Annotated in this window: 20 protein-coding genes and 1 tRNA gene; 8 read left to right on the top strand and 13 right to left on the bottom strand. The window is 72.0% G+C overall.

Features of this window, described 5'->3' with window-relative positions; genetic code table 11:
* Positions 1-27 precede the first annotated feature (27 nt).
* A complete protein-coding gene (locus ACEN8D_RS15480; RefSeq protein ID WP_413398811.1) occupies positions 28-1,002 on the bottom strand; it encodes a carbohydrate ABC transporter permease in 975 nt (324 codons plus the stop codon).
* A 199-nt stretch (positions 1,003-1,201) separates the two neighbouring features.
* Between ACEN8D_RS15480 and ACEN8D_RS15475 the strand changes: the two genes are divergently transcribed.
* Together ACEN8D_RS15475 and ACEN8D_RS15470 are read left to right on the top strand one after the other, a co-directional pair.
* Positions 1,202-2,434 (top strand): Gfo/Idh/MocA family protein, encoded by a 1,233-nt coding sequence (locus tag ACEN8D_RS15475; RefSeq protein ID WP_396127746.1) that lies wholly within the window; start codon positions 1,202-1,204, stop codon positions 2,432-2,434.
* Between the two features lie 74 nt (positions 2,435-2,508).
* The gene (locus ACEN8D_RS15470) at positions 2,509-3,522 is read left to right on the top strand and encodes a LacI family DNA-binding transcriptional regulator (RefSeq protein ID WP_402716447.1); all 1,014 of its coding nucleotides are present in this window, start codon (positions 2,509-2,511) and stop codon (positions 3,520-3,522) included.
* Between the two features lie 90 nt (positions 3,523-3,612).
* Here the strand turns inward: ACEN8D_RS15470 and ACEN8D_RS15465 are convergent, their stop codons facing one another.
* Complete coding sequence (locus ACEN8D_RS15465; protein WP_071302807.1) at positions 3,613-4,062, bottom strand: winged helix-turn-helix transcriptional regulator; 450 nt, start codon at positions 4,060-4,062, stop codon at positions 3,613-3,615.
* 84 nt (positions 4,063-4,146) lie between these two features.
* On the opposite strand from ACEN8D_RS15465, the gene ACEN8D_RS15460 reads away from it, so the two are divergent.
* The gene (locus ACEN8D_RS15460) at positions 4,147-4,842 is read left to right on the top strand and encodes an SDR family oxidoreductase (protein ID WP_413400298.1); all 696 of its coding nucleotides are present in this window, start codon (positions 4,147-4,149) and stop codon (positions 4,840-4,842) included.
* Between the two features lie 249 nt (positions 4,843-5,091).
* Here ACEN8D_RS15460 and ACEN8D_RS15455 read toward each other — a convergent pair whose 3' ends face one another.
* Positions 5,092-5,652: a GrpB family protein gene (locus ACEN8D_RS15455; protein WP_413461771.1), complete on the bottom strand. Its 561-nt coding sequence runs from the start codon at positions 5,650-5,652 to the stop codon at positions 5,092-5,094.
* An 84-nt stretch (positions 5,653-5,736) separates the two neighbouring features.
* On the opposite strand from ACEN8D_RS15455, the gene mtnN reads away from it, so the two are divergent.
* Entirely contained in the window at positions 5,737-6,447 is a 711-nt protein-coding gene (gene mtnN / locus ACEN8D_RS15450; protein ID WP_413399460.1) for a 5'-methylthioadenosine/S-adenosylhomocysteine nucleosidase, read from the top strand.
* A 9-nt stretch (positions 6,448-6,456) separates the two neighbouring features.
* On the opposite strand, the gene ACEN8D_RS15445 is transcribed toward mtnN, so the two are convergent.
* The 4 genes from ACEN8D_RS15445 to serS all read right to left on the bottom strand — a co-directional run bounded on the left by ACEN8D_RS15445 (position 6,457) and on the right by serS (position 9,240).
* On the bottom strand, positions 6,457-6,984 hold the full coding sequence (locus tag ACEN8D_RS15445; RefSeq protein ID WP_309780362.1) for a GNAT family N-acetyltransferase: 528 nt from the start codon (positions 6,982-6,984) through the stop codon (positions 6,457-6,459).
* A tRNA-Ser gene (locus ACEN8D_RS15440) sits at positions 6,984-7,071 on the bottom strand. The genes ACEN8D_RS15445 and ACEN8D_RS15440 overlap by 1 nt, the downstream gene beginning before the upstream one ends.
* A gap of 52 nt (positions 7,072-7,123) precedes the next feature.
* Entirely contained in the window at positions 7,124-7,978 is an 855-nt protein-coding gene (locus tag ACEN8D_RS15435; protein ID WP_309780363.1) for an HAD family hydrolase, read from the bottom strand.
* Positions 7,975-9,240: a serine--tRNA ligase gene (gene serS / locus ACEN8D_RS15430; protein ID WP_413399461.1), complete on the bottom strand. Its 1,266-nt coding sequence runs from the start codon at positions 9,238-9,240 to the stop codon at positions 7,975-7,977. The genes ACEN8D_RS15435 and serS overlap by 4 nt, the downstream gene beginning before the upstream one ends.
* A 128-nt stretch (positions 9,241-9,368) precedes the next feature.
* On the opposite strand from serS, the gene ACEN8D_RS15425 reads away from it, so the two are divergent.
* Positions 9,369-10,439, top strand: coding sequence for a diacylglycerol/lipid kinase family protein (locus ACEN8D_RS15425; RefSeq protein ID WP_083403430.1), 1,071 nt, complete (start codon positions 9,369-9,371; stop codon positions 10,437-10,439).
* 144 nt (positions 10,440-10,583) lie between these two features.
* Here the strand turns inward: ACEN8D_RS15425 and pheA are convergent, their stop codons facing one another.
* Genes pheA through ACEN8D_RS15405 form a run of 4 tightly spaced genes read right to left on the bottom strand, consistent with a single transcriptional unit; the run spans position 10,584 to position 14,046 of the window.
* On the bottom strand, positions 10,584-11,540 hold the full coding sequence (gene pheA / locus ACEN8D_RS15420; RefSeq protein WP_071296051.1) for a prephenate dehydratase: 957 nt from the start codon (positions 11,538-11,540) through the stop codon (positions 10,584-10,586).
* Positions 11,541-11,592: 52 nt separating this feature from the next.
* Positions 11,593-12,138, bottom strand: coding sequence for a MarR family winged helix-turn-helix transcriptional regulator (locus tag ACEN8D_RS15415; RefSeq protein WP_070418120.1), 546 nt, complete (start codon positions 12,136-12,138; stop codon positions 11,593-11,595).
* A gap of 28 nt (positions 12,139-12,166) precedes the next feature.
* Positions 12,167-12,604 (bottom strand): hypothetical protein, encoded by a 438-nt coding sequence (locus ACEN8D_RS15410; RefSeq protein WP_070418119.1) that lies wholly within the window; start codon positions 12,602-12,604, stop codon positions 12,167-12,169.
* Positions 12,601-14,046, bottom strand: a complete 1,446-nt coding sequence (locus ACEN8D_RS15405) for a molybdopterin-dependent oxidoreductase (protein WP_495601064.1) — start codon at positions 14,044-14,046, stop codon at positions 12,601-12,603. Before ACEN8D_RS15405 ends, ACEN8D_RS15410 begins: the two co-directional genes overlap by 4 nt.
* Positions 14,047-14,100: 54 nt before the next feature.
* On the opposite strand from ACEN8D_RS15405, the gene ACEN8D_RS15400 reads away from it, so the two are divergent.
* The 3 genes from ACEN8D_RS15400 to ACEN8D_RS15390 are packed head-to-tail and all read left to right on the top strand — an operon-like array spanning position 14,101 to position 16,837.
* On the top strand, positions 14,101-15,546 hold the full coding sequence (locus ACEN8D_RS15400) for a glycosyltransferase 87 family protein (RefSeq protein ID WP_413399686.1): 1,446 nt from the start codon (positions 14,101-14,103) through the stop codon (positions 15,544-15,546).
* A gap of 5 nt (positions 15,547-15,551) precedes the next feature.
* Positions 15,552-16,595 (top strand): GTP 3',8-cyclase MoaA, encoded by a 1,044-nt coding sequence (gene moaA / locus ACEN8D_RS15395; RefSeq protein WP_413461712.1) that lies wholly within the window; start codon positions 15,552-15,554, stop codon positions 16,593-16,595.
* Positions 16,592-16,837 (top strand): MoaD/ThiS family protein, encoded by a 246-nt coding sequence (locus ACEN8D_RS15390; protein ID WP_070418116.1) that lies wholly within the window; start codon positions 16,592-16,594, stop codon positions 16,835-16,837. The genes moaA and ACEN8D_RS15390 overlap by 4 nt, the downstream gene beginning before the upstream one ends.
* 85 nt (positions 16,838-16,922) lie before the next feature.
* Here the strand turns inward: ACEN8D_RS15390 and ACEN8D_RS15385 are convergent, their stop codons facing one another.
* Positions 16,923-17,969 carry an ABC transporter ATP-binding protein gene (locus ACEN8D_RS15385; protein WP_309886130.1) on the bottom strand — a complete coding sequence of 349 codons (1,047 nt, stop codon included), beginning with the start codon at positions 17,967-17,969 and terminating at the stop codon, positions 16,923-16,925.
* Complete coding sequence (locus ACEN8D_RS15380) at positions 17,966-18,790, bottom strand: ABC transporter permease (protein WP_070418114.1); 825 nt, start codon at positions 18,788-18,790, stop codon at positions 17,966-17,968. Before ACEN8D_RS15380 ends, ACEN8D_RS15385 begins: the two co-directional genes overlap by 4 nt.
* Position 18,791: the final 1 nt, after the last annotated feature.

The raw sequence follows: 18,791 nt of genomic DNA, 5'->3' as shown, positions 1-18,791 counted from the left end.
TCGACTCGCTTCCGTGTGCTCTGGCCGTCAGTCCAGGTCGCTCTCGCCGGAACGCGAGAGTCGGTACTGGATGATCGTGATGATGCTGAGGACGATGAGGAGGGCCACCGAGACGGCGGACGCGTAGCCGAACTGGAACCGGCCGAACGCCAGGTTGTAGATGTAGTTCTGCACGACGTTCGTGGCGTTCGCGGGTCCGCCCTGGGTGGCGATGGCGACGGTGTCGAACACCTGGAACGACCCGATGATCGTGATGATGAGCACGAGCGAGAGGATCGGTCGGAGCAGCGGCACGGTGATGCGCCAGAACATCTTCCACTCGCTGGCGCCGTCGATGCGGCCGGCTTCGTAGACCTGCTCCGGCAGCGCCTGCAGGCCCGCGAAGATGAGGAGTGCCGTGTAGCCGACGTTCCGCCAGACGTTGATGAACGCGATGGTCGGGATGCCCCAGAAGTCGCTCTGCAGGAACGGGATGCGGCCCACACCGATCGCCGACAGGATCTCGTTGCCGATGCCGAGCTGCGTGTCGAGGATCCACAGCCAGATGAGCGCCGCGACGACGTTCGACACGAGGTACGGCGCGAGGACGATGCCCCGGACGAAGGTCGACTTGGTGAGGCGGTGCATCATCACGGCGATGAACAGCGCGAGGATCGTCTGGAACCCGATGTTCAGCAGGACGTACTCGACCGTCACCGCCATCGAGTGCCAGAAGATCGAGTCCTGCACCAGGCGCTCGTAGTTCTGCAGCCCGGTGAACACCGGCGGCGTGAGCAGGTTGAACGACGTGAAGCTGAGGTAGATGCCCCGGACGGTGGGCCACGCGAGGAACACGGCGAAGCCGACCGATGCCGGAGCGATGAAGATCAGCGCCAGCCAGAGGTCGTTCCTGGGCCGGCGTCGCGGGGAGGTGGTGCCGGCACGGGCGAGGTCGGTCGCCCGACTCCGCCGTCTCGTGCTGACCGTCGTCAAGGGTGACGACACAGGGCTCTCGGTGGCCATCGCGACTCCTTCGTCTGCGGTGGACTGACGTGCAGCAGTCCGTGAGCCGGGAATCTACACGTGGGGACAGCGGGTGGCAAGAGGCTTTTTCTTCGTTTGAATCGGGGGTTGTCACGTGTAGACATTGGTGTCAGGATGTCCCTCGATCGCATCGGAGCGACCTGCCCGGCGACGCATCCCCCACCTGGAAAGGTCACTGATGATCTCTGTCGGAATGGTCGGCGCGGGCCAGTTCGCCCCCCAGTTCGCCAAGCTGTTCAAGCTGCACCCGGACGTCGACCGCGTCTTCGTCACCGACCTCGTCGACGACCGGGCGTCCGAGCTCGTCGAGTCGCAGCACCTCGACGGCACGTTCCCGGACTTCGACGCCGTGCTCGCCTCGGACGTCGACGCCGTCGCGATCTTCACGCAGCGCTGGACGCACGGGCCGCTCGTGGTCAAGGCCCTCCGCGCCGGCAAGCACGTCTACTCGGCCGTGCCGATGGCGATCTCCGTCGAAGAGATCGAGGCCATCATCGAGGCCGTCCGCGAGACCGGGCTCACCTACATGATGGGCGAGACGAGCTACTACAACCCCGCGACGGTGTTCGCCCGCTCGAAGGTCGCCGAGGGTGCCTTCGGCCGCGTCTTCTACGCCGAGGGCGACTACGTGCACGACATGGACCTCGGCTTCTACGCCGCGTACCAGTTCAGCGGCGGCGAGGACTGGAAGCGCACCGCCAGCTACCCGCCCATGCTCTACCCGACACACTCGGTCGGCGGGGTCCTCGGTGCGATCCCGGGGCACGCGGTCAGCGTCAGCTGCATCGGCGTCAAGGACGACCGCGGCGACGGGGTCTTCGACAAGGACGTCAGCCAGTTCGACAACGACTTCTCGAACGCCACCGCCCTGTTCGAGCTCGACAACGGCGGGGTCATGCGGATCAACGAGATGCGCCGCGTCGGCTACCCGTCGCACATCCGCGAGTCCCGCTTCCGCTACTTCGGCACCGAGGCGAGCTTCGAGCAGCTCGCCAAGGTCAGCGTCTGGCAGGACAAGGAGGACTCGCACGACATCAGCGACCAGATCGACACCCAGGCCACGATGGAGCTCGACGACCCGCGCCTCGCCGGCGTCGACCCCTCGCTCCGTGACGCGTTCGTCTCCGGCTACGCGGCCGTGCACGACACGTCGCGCCTGCCCGCCGAGTACGCCGGCGTGCCGACCGGACACGAGGGCAGCCACCAGTTCCTCGCCGACGACTTCGTCCGCGCTGTCGTCGACCGGACCCTGCCGCCGGTGAACGCCTGGACCGCCGCCCGGTTCACGCTGCCCGGCATCATCGCCCACCAGTCCGCACTGCAGGGCGGCGTCCGCCTCGAGGTGCCGGACTTCGGCGACGCCCCGGAGACGGTCGAGGCGGTGGGCTCGTCTAGTATCGCCAGCGACTAGCAAGTGGTGTTCGGGTGTCGGTCCGCACGGGCCGGCACCCGAACGCGACTTCCGACCCGACGAAGGTGGCACCCGTGACCGTCCCGACGACCCCGAGGGCGGTCACCCGCGCCGACGTCGCCCGGTACGCCGGCGTGAGCACCTCCGTCGTGAGCTACGTCGTGCACGACGGACCCCGTCCGGTCGCAGCGGCCACCGCGGCACGCGTCCGCGAGGCGATCCGCGTCCTCGGCTACCGCCCGAACGCGAGCGCCCAGGCCCTCCGCACCGGGTCCTCGAAGATGCTCGGACTCATCGTCCCCGAGCTCGACAACCCGTTCTGGTCCGAGCTCGGTGTCGCGGTGACGCACGCCGCCGCCGCGCGCGGGTACGACGTCCTGCTCGCCAACAGCGACGGCGATGCCGCACAGGAACGGGAGCGCCTGCGCAGCCTCTCCGCCCGGCAGGTCGACGGCATCATCGTCACGAGCATCATGACGCGGCCGGACCTGTCCACCGTGACGGACCCCGGCATCCCGATGGTCCTGCTCAACACCTTCTTCGAGGTGCCCGACTACGCGAGCATCGGCGTCGACGCCCTGCGCGGCGCGTACGACGGCACGCAGCACCTCGTCGAGCACGGCTACCGCTCGATCGGCCTAATCATGGGACACGCCGGCTCGATGGAGCTCCGCGAGCAGGGCTGGATGCGCGCGCTCCGCGACGCCGGGCTGCCCGACGGCCCGATCGTCCGCTGCGACTTCACCCGACGGGGCGGCTACGAGGCCGGTCTCCGCATGTTCGGCGAGGGCTCCGGCCCCCGAGCGGTGTTCGTCAGCTCCGACATGCAGGCGGTCGGGCTCCTGCGCGCCCTCTTCGAGCTCGGACTGTCCGCGCCCGACGACGTCGCGATCGTCTCCTTCGACGGCGCGGTCGAGGCCGACTACACGAACCCGCAGCTCACCACGGTCCGGCAGCCGATAGAGACGATGGCGACCGCCGCCGTCGACCGGGTGCTCGGCCTCGACGCGGACAACCAGTGGCACCGGGACCTCGTCCCCGCCGAGTTGGTGCTCGGCGCCAGTTGCGGGTGCGGCGTGCGTCGCTGACGCACCCGCCTGTGGTCCGGGAGGCGCGGTGCGGGGCCGACCCGCGCCTCCCGTCCGACGCTGGTCACGCCAGCCCGCCTGCTCGCACCGTCAGCCCTCCATGACCGCCTCGAGCGCGTCGAGCGCGACGCGGCGGTGCCCGCTGCGCGTCACGGCGACCGCCTCGACCGGCTCGCCGGTGGTGGCCTCGACGAAGCGGAGGTCGGACGTGCGTTCGGACGGCCGGTGCCGGTCCGCCCACCCGCCCAGTGCGAGCAGCACGAGCGAGAGGTCGCGGCCGGCCTCGGTGAGGACGTACTCGTCACGGACGCGTCCACCGTCCGGCTTGTAGGCGTGGCGTTCGAGCACGCCGCCCTCGACGAGGGAGCCGAGGCGGGCCGTGAGGACCTCCCGCGGGACCCCGAGGCTCTGCTGGAACTGGCTGAAGCGGGTCGACCCCGCGAGGGCGTCGCGGACGATCATGAGCGTCCACTTCTCGCCGAGGACGTCGAGGGACCGCGCGATGGGGCAGCGCTCGTCGCCGCCGAGGATGCCGAGCATGTGTTCATCCTACCTGGGTTCGGAATCCAGACACACCGTGCTAGGTTCACTTTTCGTACCCAACCTCTTCGACAGGAGCACACCATGACCACCCTCACCGACGCGACCGTCCTCGTCACCGGAGCGAACGGCGGCCTCGGCGCCGCGTTCGTCCAGCAGGCCCTCGACCGCGGCGCCGCCAAGGTCTACGCCACGGCCCGGACCCCGCGCACCTGGGACGACGAGCGCATCGTGCCGCTCGCCCTCGACGTCACCGACCAGGCGAGCGTCGACGCCGCCGCCCGCGCGGCAGCCGACGTCACGGTCGTCGTGAACAACGCCGGCATCGGTGGCTCCGCGCCGCTCCTCGAGACCTCGGTCGACGAGGTGGAGCACGTCTTCGCCACGAACGTCTTCGGTGCGCTCCGGGTCGCCAAGGCCTTCGCGCCGTCGCTGGCCGGGGGCGCGCTCATCGACGTGCACTCGGTGCTCAGCTGGATCGCGCTGGCCGGGGGCTACTCCGCCTCGAAGGCCGCGTTCTGGTCGATCACGAACTCCCTGCGCCTCGAGCTCGCACCCCAGGGGACCCAGGTCCTCGGAGCGCACCTCGGTTACACGGACACCGGCATGACGGCCGACCTCGACGTCGAGAAGGCCGACCCGGCGGACATCGTGGCGGCGATCTACGACGCGCTCGAGGCCGGCGAGCACGAGGTCCTGGCCGACCAGGTCAGCCGCGACGTCCGCGCCGGGCTGAGCGCCCCGCTGACCGCGCTCTACCCGGCGCTGGCGTCTGCCTGACGCCTTCGCTGTCGACGGCGCCGGCGGGGCTCGCGACCCCGCCCGCCGTTCCGCGCGACGGCGAGGCGTCGGGACACGCCGCGGCGCGCTGCGGCGTCGGGACGGCCGGTTCCGCGGGGCGCGTGACCGTTCCGGTTCGCGGATCCCGTGATCCGCGAACCGGAACGGTCACGACGGCGGGAGGACACGCGCACGACCGCGGCGAGTCGGCCGATCGCAGCCGGTCGGGGCACACCCGCGCGTCAGGGGTCAGCCGTGGGCACCTCGGCCGGTGATGCCCGCGGTGGCGTCGGCGATCGAGGCGCGCTCGGAGTCGGTGAGGCCCGCCGCGCGCAGCACCCGGTCGAGCACCGCGGTCTTGCGCACGAGGTAGTCGTCGATGTCCAGCGCCTCGGCGGCAGCCCGACGCTTCACGGCGGCGTACTCCTCGCGGAGTACGCCGTCCGCGCGCAGGACATCACGCACGCCGAGGTGGTTGCGGAGCGCGAGCGATCCCTCGACCACGACGTAGGTGTTGCTCGGGGCGAAGCGCTCGGGCGTGCGGAACGCCTGCCGCCCCGGGATGCCGAGGTCGCCGCGCGGCACGAAACCGATCGCAGCGAGGGCCTCGACGGCCGCGGGCACGTCCGCCGCCCCGACGACCACGTCGACGTCGATCACGGGCTTCGCCGCGAGGCCGGGCACCGCCGTGCTCCCGACGTGCTCGATGCGGTGCGGGACGCCGGCGGCGAGGAGCGCCGCGCCGTACGCCGTCCGCAGCACCGCGAAGCGCCGCGGCCACTCCGCTCGGTACTCGACGACCCCGACCACACCGCCCCCTGGATCTCCTCGCGCACGGTGCACGGTACGCGTCCCGGTGTCCCGACGGTCGGCGGCCCGTGCGATCATCGATCAGTGCAACTCCCTCCCCCGATCGCGGTCGTCATCGCCGCCATGAGCGAAGAGGTGTCCGCGTTCGCCGGGCTCCTCGGCGGTGTCCCGATCCTCGACGGTCCGGTCGGCGGCCACGACGAACACCACCTGCTCGACGTCGGTGGCGCCACGGTCGCCGTGCGCCGCAGCGGCATCGGGTTCACGAACGCCACGGCAGCGGTCGCCCACGCGTTCCACGACTTCGGCTCGGGCATCCCGGTGATCAGCGTCGGGACCGCCGGTGGGCTGATGCACGGCGTCGAGATCGGCGACGTCGTCGTCGGGGACCGCTACGTCAACCTCAACGCCGACGCGACGACGTTCGGGTACGCGCTCGGCCAGGTCCCGGGCATGCCCACCGGGTACGAGCCCGACGACCGGCTCGTCGAGCTGGCACTCGCCTCGGACGCCGGGTACCGCCTCCGCTCGGCCACGATCGGCTCGAGCGAGATCTTCGTCACCGAGGGTCGAGCACGTCTGCTCCGGACGGCGTTCCCCACGGTCGCGGCGGTCGACATGGAGTCGGCGGCGATCGCGCAGTTCGCGCACGTCCACGCCATGCCGTTCGTCTCCGTCCGGTGCATCAGCGACCTGTGTGCGCCGGACGGCGACGAGTTCAAGGAGCACCTCGACGATGCGGCCGCCCGTGCCGCCCGCGTGGTGCACGACGTCGTGACGGGGCTCGTGAGCTGAACCGGGGGCTCACCGGTCGGTCGGAGCGAGGAGCTGGAACATGACGTGGTCGCGCCACGCCCCGGCGATCCTGAGGTACTCGGGCGCCAGGCCGTAGCGCGTGAACCCCGCTGCCTGCAGTGCACGCTGCGAGCCCACGTTCTCGGGCAGGGTCTCCGCCTGGACACGGTGGAGCCGCAGCACCTCGAACGCGTGCGCCGCAGCCGCCCGGACAGCCCGGGAGGCATGCCCCTGCCGGACTCGGTCGGCGCGGATCCAGTACCCCATCGCACACGACTGCAGGGCACCGCGGGTGATGCCGCTCAGCGTGATCCGGCCGAGCAGTTCGCCGTCGACCGACTCGATCACGAACGGGACGGACGTGCCGGCACGCTCGGCCGCGAGGGCCTGGACGATGACGTCGTGCTGCCCCGCCTCGGTGAAGTAGGCGGGCGAACGGGTCGGTTCCCACGGCCGCAGGTGGTCGGCGCTCGCACTGACGACGGCCGCGAGCGTCGCGGCGTCGTCGACGCGGATCAGGCGCAGGCGTGTGTCCATGGCGGAGGGTGTGGGATTCGAACCCACGAGACATCTCTGCCCACCTGTTTTCAAGACAGGCTCCATCGGCCGCTCGGACAACCCTCCAGCGACGCGACCACGTGGCGAGACGTGATCGCGTCCCGGGAAGTCTACCGGGCTAGCGCGGCAGGGAGTCGAGCGCAGCCGCCAGGCCGTCGTCGGTCACGCCACCCGTGAGCTCGTTGCCCGCGTCCACGACGTCCTCGGGTGCCTGCCCCATGACGACGCCGCGCCCCGAGGTCGAGGCCCACCGGAGCATGTCGATGTCGTTCCGACCGTCGCCCGCGGCGAACACGCGGGAGCGCGGGATGTCGAGCCACTCGCGGACCCGTTCCATCGCGGTGGCCTTCGTCACGCCCTCGGGAGCGATGTCGAGCCACGACGTCCAGCCCACCGAGTACGAGACCTTGTGCAGGCCCATCTGCTCGACGATCTGCAGGAAGTCCTCGGTGTCGTGCCCGGGAGAGATGACCACGACGCGGGTCGCCTCGACGCCGAGCAGCCGCTCGAACGGGACGTGCTCACCGGCGACGGTCATCGTGTCGTCGGGGAAGTTGCCGGACAGCAGGAAGTGGCCGGTCTGGTCCTCGACGCCGAACGCGGCGTTCTCGAGGGCGCCGTGGATGGTCTGCAGGACCTCGCTCGGGTCGAACTGCTCGACGTGCACCCGCTCGTAGGAGCCGTCGGGACGTCGTGCGAGCGTCAGCGCTCCGTTCGCGCAGACGAGGTACTTCGGCTGGATGCCGAGCGTGTCGAGCAGCGGGACGGTCATGCCCTCGCTGCGACCGGTGCTGAGCATGACCTCGTGTCCGGCCGCCTCGGCATCGCGGAGCGCGGCGATCACGGTGTCGGTGACGACACCGTCCTCGCGCATGGTGGTGCCGTCGATGTCGAGCGCCACCAACCAGCGCTTCGTCCGGGCCGGCGCACCCGCACCGGCCGAACCGTCGACGAACCGACCCTGCGTGCTCATCGGGGCTCGATCACCTCGACGCCGCCCAGGTAGGGACGGAGGACCTCGGGCACGACGACCGAACCGTCGGCCTGCTGGTGCGTCTCGAGGATCGCGACGATCCACCGGGTGGTCGCGAGGGTGCCGTTCAGGGTCGCGACCGGCGCGGTCTTCCCGCTCTCGGTGCGGTACCGGATGTCGAGGCGACGAGCCTGGAACGTCGTGCAGTTCGACGTCGACGTGAGCTCGCGGAAGGTGCCCTGCGTCGGGACCCACGCCTCGATGTCGTACTTGCGCGCCGCACTCGTGCCGAGGTCGCCACCCGCCACGTCGATCACGCGGTAGTGCAGCCCGAGGTCCTGCAGCATCTGCTCCTGGTACCCGACGAGCTTGGCGTGCTCGGCCTCGGCCCGGTCTGGGTGGACGTAGGCGAACATCTCGAGCTTGTTGAACTGGTGCACGCGCAGGATGCCGCGGTTGTCCTTGCCCGCCGACCCCGCCTCGCGCCGGTAGCAGGTCGACCAGCCGGCGTACCGCAGGCCGTCGCCACCGTCGAAGGAGAGGATCTCGTCGGCGTGGAACCCGGCGAGGGCGACCTCGCTCGTGCCGGTCAGGTAGAGGTCGTCCGCCTCGAGCCGGTAGACCTCGGCCGCGTGCTCGCCGAGGAAGCCCGTGCCGGCCATGGTCTCGGGGCGCACGAGCGTCGGGGTGATGAGCGGCTCGAAGCCTGCGGCGATCGCACGGTCGAGGCCGAGCGACATCAGGGCGATCTCGAGCCGTGCACCGAGGCCGCGCAGGAAGTAGAACCGCGAGCCGGAGACCTTCACGCCGCGCGGGATGTCGATGATGCCGAGGTGCTCGCCGAGGTCGGCGTGGTCCTTCGGCTCGAAGTCGAACTCCGGCTTCGTGCCGACGGTGCGGAGCGTGACGAAGTCGTCCTCGCCGCCCTTCGGCACGTCCGGCAGCACGACGTTCGGGATGCTCCGGACGACCGCGCTGAAGGACTCCTCGGCGGCGGTGACGGTCGCCTGCGCTTCCTTCACCTTCGCGGCGAGCGCCTGGGCCTGCTGCACGAGCGCGGCCTTCTCGTCCTTCGGGGCCTTCGCGACGGTCTTGCCGAAGGCGTTCTGCTCGGCCCGGAGGGACTCGAACGAGGTGATCGCGCTCCGCCGTGCCGCGTCCGCGGCGACGGCCTCGTCGACGACGGCGACGGAGGCGCCGCGCGCCTCCTGCGAGGCCTTGATGACGTCCGGGTTGTCACGCAGCAGCTGGGGATCGATCACCGCACCATCCTAAAGGGGCGCAGTTGCGGACGGACTGGAGGCGCGGTGCGGGCCCGACCCGCGCCTCCAGGCCCGAGACGGGTCGTCACGACCGTCCGCTCGCAGCATCCGATCGGTACCGTTGGTGCATGTCGACCCCTTCGGAGACCGCGCCCGCGGACCAGGACGCCCTCCAGACCGAGCAGCGGACGGCCGCGGTGGTCTACAACCCGGTCAAGGTCCACCTGCCGACCCTCAAGCGCACCGTCGAGAAGCACCAGCAGGAGGCCGGCTGGGCCGAGACCCTCTGGTTCGAGACGACGGAGGAGGACCCGGGCGGCGGCATGGCCCGCGCCGCACTCGAAGCCGGAGCTGACGTCGTGGCCGCCGCGGGCGGGGACGGGACCGTCCGCGCCGTGGCCGAGGTGGTGCACGGGTCCGACGCCTCGCTGGCGCTGCTGCCGAGCGGCACGGGCAACCTGCTCGCGCGGAACATGAAGTTGCCGCTGGACGACCTCGGCGGGATGGCCAAGGCGATCTTCACCGGGCACGACCGTTCGATCGACTTCGGACTGCTCGGTGTCGAGCGTCCCGACGGCTCCCGCGACCGGTTCGGCTTCGTCGTGATGGCCGGCCTCGGGCTCGACGCCCGCATGCTCGCGAACACGCGCCCCGAGCTGAAGAAGCGCGTCGGGTGGCTCGCCTACCTCGACTCGCTGTTCCGCTCCGTCCGGGACACCGACGGCTTCGAGTTCAAGTACCGGCTCGACGAGTCGGCGCGCAACGGCTCGGTGCGGGCGCACTCGGTCATCGTCGGCAACTGCGGCATGCTCCAGGCCAACGCGATGCTCCTGCCCGATGCCGAGATCGACGACGGGGTGTTCGACATCGTCGTGATGCGGCCTCGGGGGTTCTTCGGCTGGGTGCGCATCGCCGCCCGGGTGTTCTGGGAGAACGGGATCCTGCGGTGGTTCCGCCGGTCGGCCCTGTCCGACACCGTGATCGGCCGCCGGATCACGACGGCCGCGAAGCAGGAGCGCCCGCTGCGGTACCTGCGCGGCGAGGAGTTCACGCTGCGCCTGGCGAAGCCGGACGAGTTCGAGATCGACGGCGACCCGGTGGGCGAGATCGTTGCGTTCCGCGCGAAGATCGACCCGGGCTCGCTGGACGTCCGGATCCCCGCGGTCGAGCCGGCGACGGGCCGCGGCCGCCGGCGGTAGCCGCGCGCGCCGCGCGCGCCGCGGCGCTCCGCACGACGAAAGTCCCTCGGAACCACGCGACGACGTGGTTCCGCGGGACTTTGGTTGTGCGGGAGCAGATCGCGCCGGTGCACGAGGGGCACGCGCAGCGCGCGGAGCCAGCGCTCAGCGCGCCTCGGGCTCGCCGGACACGATCGCGCGCAGCCAGTCGCGGGCTTCGACGAACGCGACGTCCGAGTATCGCGCGGGCACCTCGGGCCGGACCCCGTCGGCCCGCGGGTACGACCCGAGGAACGTCACGCGCGGGCTGAACCGCCGCAGGCCGAGCAGTGCGTCCGCCACGCGCTCGTCCCGCACGTGCCCGTCGAGGTCGATGACGAACCGGTACCGCCCGAGCTCGTCGCCGATCGGCCGCGAGGACAGCAACCCCATGTTGATGCCCCGCGTCGCGAACTGCTCGAGCATGTCGACCAGGGCGCCGGGGTGGTCGGCGGGGAGCTCGACGATGACGCTGGTCTTGTCGGCCCCGGTCGGCTCGGGCAGCGCCAGGGTCTTCGACACGAGCACGAACCGGGTGACCGCCGAGGCGTTGTCCCCGATGGACGAGGCCAGGACCTCGAGCGCGTAGTGGTCGGTGATCCCCGGGGGTGCGACCGCGGCGTCGGCGGTGGGGTGCTCGTCGAGCAGGGCGGCCGCGGCCGCCACGTTCGAGGACGCCGGGATGTGCCCGTGGCCGCGGACGTTCGCCTCGAGCCAGTTGTGGGTCTGGGCGTAGGCCACGGGGTGCGCGTTCACGGTGCGGACGTCGGCGAGCGCGGTGCCGGGGCGGGCGACGAGCACGAAGTCGACGGGGACGAGGTACTCCCCCACGATGCGCACGCCGGGGATCCGGGCGAGGGCGTCCTGCGTCGCGCTGACCCCGCCGTCGACGCTGTTCTCGATGGCGATGACAGCACCGATCGACCGGCCGCTGACGACGTCGTCGAGGGCCTCGCCGACGTTGTTGACACTCCGCCAGGGCTTGCCGGCCGCGGCGTCCACGAGCTTGAGCGCGGCCTCGGTGAAGGTCCCTGCGGGTCCGAGGTAGGAGTACGTGTCGGACGGCGCGGCGGACTCGGTCATGCGGCGAGCCTATTGCAACGCCCACGGCCCGCAGGCGTGCGTGACGGTGGCGTCAGTCGGTGGCCGTGCCGGTCAGCCGGGCCTCGCAGATGGCGGGCTCGTCATCGTCGCGCGGGTAGGTCAGGGCGGCGAACCGTCCCTCGGGGTCGAGCCGGCTGAGGAGCGCCGCGGCGATGCCGTCGAGCTGCCCGACCTGCTCGTCGCTCAGCGCGTCGATCACCACGCGACGGGCGGTCCGGACGTGGTCAGGGGCCGCGTCGACGATGGTCGCGTAGCCGGCGTCGGTCAGCCGGACGTCGGTCGCGCGCCGGTCGTCGGTCGAGGGACAGCGCGCCACGAGGCCGCGCTTCTCGAGCCGGGACACCACGTGGGACAGCCGCGGCAGCGAGGCGTTCGTCGCCGAGGCGAGCGCCGACATCCGGAGCGTCCGGGAGTCGGTCTCGGAGAGCATCGCGATGACCATGTAGTCGAAGTGCGTCAGGTCGGCGTCGCGCTGGAGCTGCTGGTCGAGCGCGGCCGGCAGGAGCTCCATGACCGCGACGAGCTTCATCCACGCGCGCAGCTGGTCGCGGGTGAGCCACGGGGTGTCGTCGGTCATGCGTCGAGTCTACCGAAAGGTTGTCGGTTCAACCAGTACTCGCGCGAACGCGTGCCGGACGACGTGCGGCGACCACGAGCACCGCCACGACGACGAGCAGCAGGACCCCCTCGACGAGGAGCAGCCGCGCGCCGTAGTCGAACGGCAGCACCGTCGGGTTCTTCTGCCCGTGCGCCTTCGCCGCGATCTCCGGCAGGACCACGAGCGCGAGGACGCTCCCGAGCACGACGACCGCCTGCACGACGACGAGCGCCCAGGCACGCAGCGTCCGCCCGGTCCGGCGGAGCAAGAGCCCCACTCCGACGACGAACGGCGACAGGATCGCGTCGTGCAGGATCACGGCCCCGAGGAGCCAGGTCGCCAGCCCCCAGATCCGGTTCGGTCGGACCGTCGTCACGAGGACGTACGCCCCGAACGCGATGACGAGCACCCCGACCACGACGAGCACGATGCGTGCGGCCCTCATGCGATCACCTCGATCTTCTCGATCCACTTGGTCTGCAGCACACCGGGTCGTCCGGGAGCGATGATCCGCGCCGGGAACCCGTGGTCGAGGTCGAGCGTCGCGCCGTTCAGCTCGAGCGCGATGAGCGTCGTCGGGTCCTCGGCGTACTCGGGGCCCATGTCCATGATGCGGTAGCCGCCGTGCCGCTCAAGGCTCGTCACCCGCACGTGCGACCCCGGCGCCGCCTGCACGGCATCGAGCAGGTCGCGCATCCGCACGCCCTTCCAGGTCGCCATCTGGCTCCAGCCCTCGACGCAGGAGATCGGGAGCTCGGCGTCGGCGGTGCCGAGCGCCACGAGCTCGGCACGCGAGAAGGTGCGGACCACGTCGTGCCCGACGACGGTCAGGGACCAGTCGGCGGCGGTGGCGGTGGCCAGCACACCGGCGGCACGAGCCGTGCGGTTGACCGGCAGGTCGTTCGGCCCGCGGTGCCGCTGTCGGGCGCCGAACACGTTGAACGGCTCGGCGAGCGTGCTCGACTGTCCGGCGGTCAACGCCACGACACCGACCGTCGCGGCGGTCACACCGGCGAAGAACCCGCGCCGGGCGATCCGCTCACGTCGACCGTCGGTCGCCTCCGGCGTGGCCCTGGAGGCGCGGCTCGCCTCCGCCGCACCGGCCTGCGGCACGCCGAGACTCGGCTCTGCGGACGCCGCTCGGGTCGCGGACGCCGAGTCCGGTCCGCCGGGACGAGTCTCGGCAGCGTCCGCCGGGACGGCCGGGACGGCCGGGACGGCCGGCTCGGCCGGGAAGCCGTCGACCCAGCGGAGCACACGCCCGGTGATGCCGCGGGGGTAGGACGCGACCGCCTGCGGAGCCGCATCCGGCCCGGTGGAAGCGCCCCGTTCCTCCTGGATGGGCGAGAGCAGCTCGCTCCCCGCGGCCGGGTCGACCACGAACCGGCCGTGCTCGTCGTACGAGTCCCGCTTCCGCCAGTACCGGGTGATCAGCGGGAGCTTCACGCCGATGTGCAGCACGAGCGACCCGATGAGCACGTACGCGAGCGCGTTGTGGACCTGCTTGAACGGGAACGGCCACGGGTACCACTGGTACGTGTTGAGCAGGCCCGTCGTCACCTGCACGATCGCCGACGCCACGAACACCGCGATGGACAGCCGCTCGAGCAGGTGCAGGGGCCCACGCAGCGGCGGGGTCTGCACGAGTGCCGGCATGACCGTGTTGAGCTTCGCGAGCAGCAGCGGGATGATCGCGATCCCCGCGGTGATGTGCACGCCCTGCGTGAACTGGTAGAGCTGCGCGGGACGGGTCGGGAACCGCATCCACGGCAGCGGCTGCTGGAGGAAGTAGCTGTAGACGCCGGTCGCGAAGCAGACCAGGAACGCCACCCCGAGCAACCGCCCCAAGACGACCGCCGTCCGCGCGTTCCGGTTCGGCGACGCCATCGCGGATCGTGCATCCAGGAGCAGCCCGCGGACCATGGATAGCCTCGTCGCACCATGAGAGAACGACTTCGCCCCGGCCGACTCCTGCCGACCGTGCTGGCCGTGGTCGGCGTGCTCGCTCTGTCGGGCGTCATCGCCTTCGGCGTCACGCATCTGGGGTTCCTCCGGTCCGGTCATCGTTCCCCATTCGTTGCGTGGACCCTGATCGCTTGGACGGTGTTCGCGATCGCGGTGCTCGCGCTGCGGTTCGTCCCGGCGAAGTGGATGACGTGGCTCGTGGTCGGCGGTGGCCTGGTGGTCGGGCTCGCCGCCATCGCCGGGCCGCCCAACACCAGCACCGACTCTGCTCGCTACGCCTGGGACGGCATCGTGCAACACGCCGGGATCTCGCCGTACGCGCACACGCCGCAGTCGACCGCGTTGTCCGGTCTGCGCCCCGACTGGCTCTTCCCCGACAAGGTCGACGGCACGTGCAAGCCGCTCGAACCCCGGTTCCGCGGGCTCGGCGACGGCGCGGACGGGCACTGCGTCGCGATCAACCGCCCGGACGTCGTGACGATCTACCCGCCGATGGCCCAGCTCTGGTTCGCGGCGGTGCGGGCGTTCGTGCCGGCCACCGCGCAGTACATGCCGTTCCAGGTCGCGGGGCTGCTCCTGTCGCTCGGCGTCACCGTGGGCCTGGTCGTCGTGCTCCGCAAGCTCGGTCGTCCGACGTGGTGGGCCGCACTGTGGGCGTGGTCCCCGCTCGTCGCGTCCGAGGCCGTCACCAACTCGCACGTCGACGCCCTCGGTGCGGCCCTGGCCACCGCCGGCGCCGTGCTCGTCGCCTTCGGCCGCCCGATCTGGGGCGGGATCGCCCTCGGCGCCGCGACCGCGACGAAGCTCATCCCCGCGCTCGTGTACCCGCCACTGCTCGGTCGGTGGCGGAACTGGTGGGCGATCCCGGTCGGCATCGCGGTGTTCGGGCTGCTCTACGTGCCGTACGTGCTGACCACGGGCCTCGACGTCCTCGGCTACCTGCCCGGGTACCTGTCGGAAGAGGGCTACGAGGACGGCTCCCGGTTCGCCCTGGTCTCGCTCGTCTTCCACGGCGACGCGGCGACGCTCGTGGTCGGGCTGCTCGTCCTGCTGGCGGCGTTCGCGGCGTGGCGGCTGTCCGACCCCGCGCGGCCGTGGTCCGGCGAGGTCCTCCTCATCGGCGTGACGTTCCTCGCGGTGAGCCCGCGCTACCCCTGGTACGCGCTGCTCCTCATCCCCTTCGTGGTGCTCTCCGGCCGCTGGGAGTGGCTGTCGATCGGGCTCGCCATCGCACTGCGCGGGGTCTGGCCGTCGGCGGACGCGTACCACTGGTGGCTCGCCGCCGCGGTCGCCGTGATCATCGTCGTCACGCTGGTGCGCACCCGGCGGTCCGACTGGGAGCGCTGGGGGCGCCGGCTCGCCTTCCGGGAACGAGCGCTCGCGATGTCATCAGGTGGAGGACCCGCCGACCCCGTACGCTGACGCTCATGGCACCCGCGACCATGCTCGGCTCCACCGGCGGCCTGCTCGACCGGTTCGGGCGGCGCGCGGTCGACCTGCGCGTGTCGCTCACCGAGCGCTGCAACCTGCGCTGCACCTACTGCATGCCGGCGGCTGGGCTGCCGTTCGCCCCTGACGACGCACTCATGACCGCGGCCGAGATCGAGCGGCTCGTCCGGCTCGCGACCGACCGCTTCGGCGTACGCAAGGTCCGCTTCACCGGCGGTGAGCCGATGCTCCGCCACGACCTCGTCAACGTGATCGCCCGGTGCGCCGCGCTCCCCGACGCCCCGGAGCTGTCGCTCACCACGAACGCGATCGGGCTCGCCCACCGCGCAGCCGCCCTGTACGACGCCGGCCTCCGACGTGTGAACGTGTCGCTCGACACCGTCGACCCGGACGTCTTCACCACCGTCACCCGGCGCCCGTTCCTCGACAAGGTCATCGCCGGGCTCGAGGCCGCCCGGGCAGCGGGGCTGGCGATCAAGGTCAACGCGGTGCTGCTGCGCGGCGTGAACGACCACCTGGCGCCCGACCTCATGCGGTGGTGCCTCGACCGCGGCTACGAGCTCCGGTTCATCGAGCAGATGCCGCTCGACCCCGACCACGCCTGGGACCGCACGTCGATGGTGACCGCGGCCGAGACGCGCGCGATGCTGTCCGAGTCGTTCGCGCTGGTGCCGGACGAGGCACCCCGCGAAGGTGCCCCGGCCGAGCGCTTCCGAGTGCTCGCGCGGACGGCCGACGGCGGCGTCGGTGCGGAACTCGGCACGATCGGCATCATCGCGAGCATCACCGAGTCGTTCTGCGCCGACTGCACCCGCACCCGTCTGACGGCCGACGGCAACGTCCGCAGCTGCCTCTTCTCGGACGACGAGACCGACGTGCTCGGCCCGATGCGCCAGGGAGCCTCCGACGACGAGGTCGCCGAGCTCTGGCGCCTGGCGATGTGGGCGAAGCCCCGCGACCACGGCGACGACAGCGACGACCTGGTGCACCCCACCCGGGGCATGAGCGCGATCGGCGGATGACGGTGACGACGATCCGGTTCTTCGCCGCGGCACGGGCAGCGGTGGGCGTGGACGACGTGGCCGTGCAGGCAGCGACACTCGACGAGGCCCTGCGGTCGGTGACGGCGGACGACCCCGATCGGTGGCGGGCGCTGCAGGAGCGCTGCTCGTACCTCGTCGACGGGGTGACCACGCGCGACCGGGCGACCGGGCTCGACGGCGTGGCGGTCGTCGACGTCATGCCGCCCTTCGCCGGCGGCTGAGCCCGACGACTGAGCCCGGCAGCCGAGTCCGGCAGCCGAGTCCGGCAGCCGAGTCCGGCAGCTGAGCCCGGCGGCCGAGTCCGGCTCAGTCCGGGGTGGGTCCGTCCGGCCGGTAGACCGTCAGTTCGTCCGCCGGGACCGCGATCCGCACGGCATCCCCCGGCGCGAGCCCCAGCGCCGCAGCCACCGCGACGGTGACGTCCGCCACGAGGTCGCCGGTCCGCACCCGGACGAGCCCGTCCCGCGGTTCGAGTCCGGTCACCCGGCGCTCCGGCCCGGCACCGTCGCGCGTCACGACCGCGGCCGTCGGGTGGTAGACGGCGAGGGCGGACGAGCCAGGAGGCGCGGTGCCGGTCGACGACGCGAGCGCGCCCCCGTCGTCGAGGGCGATCCCACCCCGGGTGGCGGTGCCGCGCAGGAGCGTCAGACCCGAGAAGGACGCCGCGAACGCGCTGGTCGGACGCCCGAGGACGACGGCGGTCGACCCCTGCTCGGCGACCCGGCCGCCCTCGAGCACGACGATGCGGTCCGCGAGGGTGACGGCCTCGAGCGGGTCGTGCGTGACGAGGACCGTCGGTCGACCGGTCCGGGCGGTCCCGAGGGCGGAGCGGACCTCGGCCCGGGCGTCGACGTCGAGCGCCGAGGTGGGCTCGTCGAGCAGCAGGAGCGCCGGCTCGGTGGCGAGGGCCCGGGCGATCGCCACGCGCTGGGCCTGCCCTCCCGAGAGCGTCCCCGGTGCGCGGTCCGCCAGACCGGCCACGCCGACGGCGGCGAGGGCCGCGTCGGAGCGGAGCCGCGCCTCCTGGCCCCCGGACCCGGCCGCGCGCGGTCCGTAGCCGACGTTGCGGGCGACCGACAGGTGGGGGAAGAGGTCCGCGCGCTGGGCGACGAGCCCGACCCCGCGGCGGTGCGCTCGGACGCCCGTGAGCTCGCGGTCGCCGAGCAGGACCGATCCGGACCGGATGCGCAGCAGTCCGGCGAGGGCCTCGACGACCGTGGACTTGCCCGCGCCGTTCGGCCCGACCAGCGCGACGCACTCGTCCGGTGCGACGTCGAGGTGGACGTCGACGCCGCGGTCGGGGACGACGACGTGGGCGCGGAGGCCGCGGTGCGCCGGACGCTCGCGGCTCATGCGAGTGCCGTCCGGGTGCGGAGCGCGGAGGCGCCGATGACCACGAGCGCGACGACGACCAGCACGAGCGCCAGCGCGACCGCGGTGTCCGGGTCGATCTCGCGCTGCAGGTAGATCTCGAGGGGCAGCGTCCGGGTGACGCCCTGCAGGCTGCCGGCGAACGTGAGGGTCGCGCCGAACTCCCCGAGGGCACGGGCGAAGCAGAGGACGAGGCCGGCCAGGATGCCCGGGAGCACCCGCGGTGTCGTCACCGTCAGGAACGTCCGGGTCGGGGACGCACCGAGCGTCGCGGCGACCCGCTCGAACCGGTCGCCCCCGACGCGCAGCGCACCCTCGATCGAGGACACCAGGAACGGCATCGCGACGAAGGTCTGCGCGATCACGACCGCGGCCGTGGTGAAGGCGATCCGGAGACCGTGATCGTCGAGCCACGCCCCGACGACGCCGAGCCGACCGAACGCCGCGAGCAGGGCCAGTCCCCCGACGACCGGCGGCAGCACGAGCGGCAGCAGGACCAGGGCGCGTGCGGCCCCGATCCACCGCGACGTGGACCGGGCGAACAGGACGGCGAGCGGGTAGCCGAGCACGAAGGCGATGCCCGTCGCGGCGGCAGCGGTCCCGAGGCTCAGTCCGAGGGCGGTGAGCGACGCGGGCGACGTGACGAGTGCGCCGAACGACCCCCAGTCGACGCGGCCGACCATCGCCAGGACCGGGACCACCACGAACAGGCCGCCGAGGACCGCCGGGACCGGCAGCCACCACGGCACCGGGGTGCGGACGGACGGGCTCGCCCGGGGTGTTCGATCAGTGTGGTCGGGCACG

This window comes from Curtobacterium sp. Curtsp22, from assembly GCF_059492135.1.
The sequence above is the reverse complement of the archived record's forward strand: the minus strand, read 5'-3'. Positions and strand labels throughout refer to the sequence as shown.

What these genes read in the sequence shown, in the direction of transcription:
- ACEN8D_RS15480 (WP_413398811.1), bottom strand. Translation starts at nt 1,002, where the DNA reads ATGGCCACCGAGAGCCCTGTGTCGTCACCCTTGACGACGGTCAGCACG.
- ACEN8D_RS15475 (WP_396127746.1), top strand. Translation starts at nt 1,202, where the DNA reads ATGATCTCTGTCGGAATGGTCGGCGCGGGCCAGTTCGCCCCCCAGTTC.
- ACEN8D_RS15465 (WP_071302807.1), bottom strand. Translation starts at nt 4,062, where the DNA reads ATGCTCGGCATCCTCGGCGGCGACGAGCGCTGCCCCATCGCGCGGTCC.
- ACEN8D_RS15460 (WP_413400298.1), top strand. Translation starts at nt 4,147, where the DNA reads ATGACCACCCTCACCGACGCGACCGTCCTCGTCACCGGAGCGAACGGC.
- ACEN8D_RS15445 (WP_309780362.1), bottom strand. Translation starts at nt 6,984, where the DNA reads ATGGACACACGCCTGCGCCTGATCCGCGTCGACGACGCCGCGACGCTC.
- ACEN8D_RS15435 (WP_309780363.1), bottom strand. Translation starts at nt 7,978, where the DNA reads ATGAGCACGCAGGGTCGGTTCGTCGACGGTTCGGCCGGTGCGGGTGCG.
- ACEN8D_RS15425 (WP_083403430.1), top strand. Translation starts at nt 9,369, where the DNA reads ATGTCGACCCCTTCGGAGACCGCGCCCGCGGACCAGGACGCCCTCCAG.
- pheA (WP_071296051.1), bottom strand. Translation starts at nt 11,540, where the DNA reads ATGACCGAGTCCGCCGCGCCGTCCGACACGTACTCCTACCTCGGACCC.
- ACEN8D_RS15415 (WP_070418120.1), bottom strand. Translation starts at nt 12,138, where the DNA reads ATGACCGACGACACCCCGTGGCTCACCCGCGACCAGCTGCGCGCGTGG.
- ACEN8D_RS15410 (WP_070418119.1), bottom strand. Translation starts at nt 12,604, where the DNA reads ATGAGGGCCGCACGCATCGTGCTCGTCGTGGTCGGGGTGCTCGTCATC.
- ACEN8D_RS15405 (WP_495601064.1), bottom strand. Translation starts at nt 14,046, where the DNA reads ATGGCGTCGCCGAACCGGAACGCGCGGACGGCGGTCGTCTTGGGGCGG.
- ACEN8D_RS15400 (WP_413399686.1), top strand. Translation starts at nt 14,101, where the DNA reads ATGAGAGAACGACTTCGCCCCGGCCGACTCCTGCCGACCGTGCTGGCC.
- moaA (WP_413461712.1), top strand. Translation starts at nt 15,552, where the DNA reads ATGGCACCCGCGACCATGCTCGGCTCCACCGGCGGCCTGCTCGACCGG.
- ACEN8D_RS15390 (WP_070418116.1), top strand. Translation starts at nt 16,592, where the DNA reads ATGACGGTGACGACGATCCGGTTCTTCGCCGCGGCACGGGCAGCGGTG.
- ACEN8D_RS15385 (WP_309886130.1), bottom strand. Translation starts at nt 17,969, where the DNA reads ATGAGCCGCGAGCGTCCGGCGCACCGCGGCCTCCGCGCCCACGTCGTC.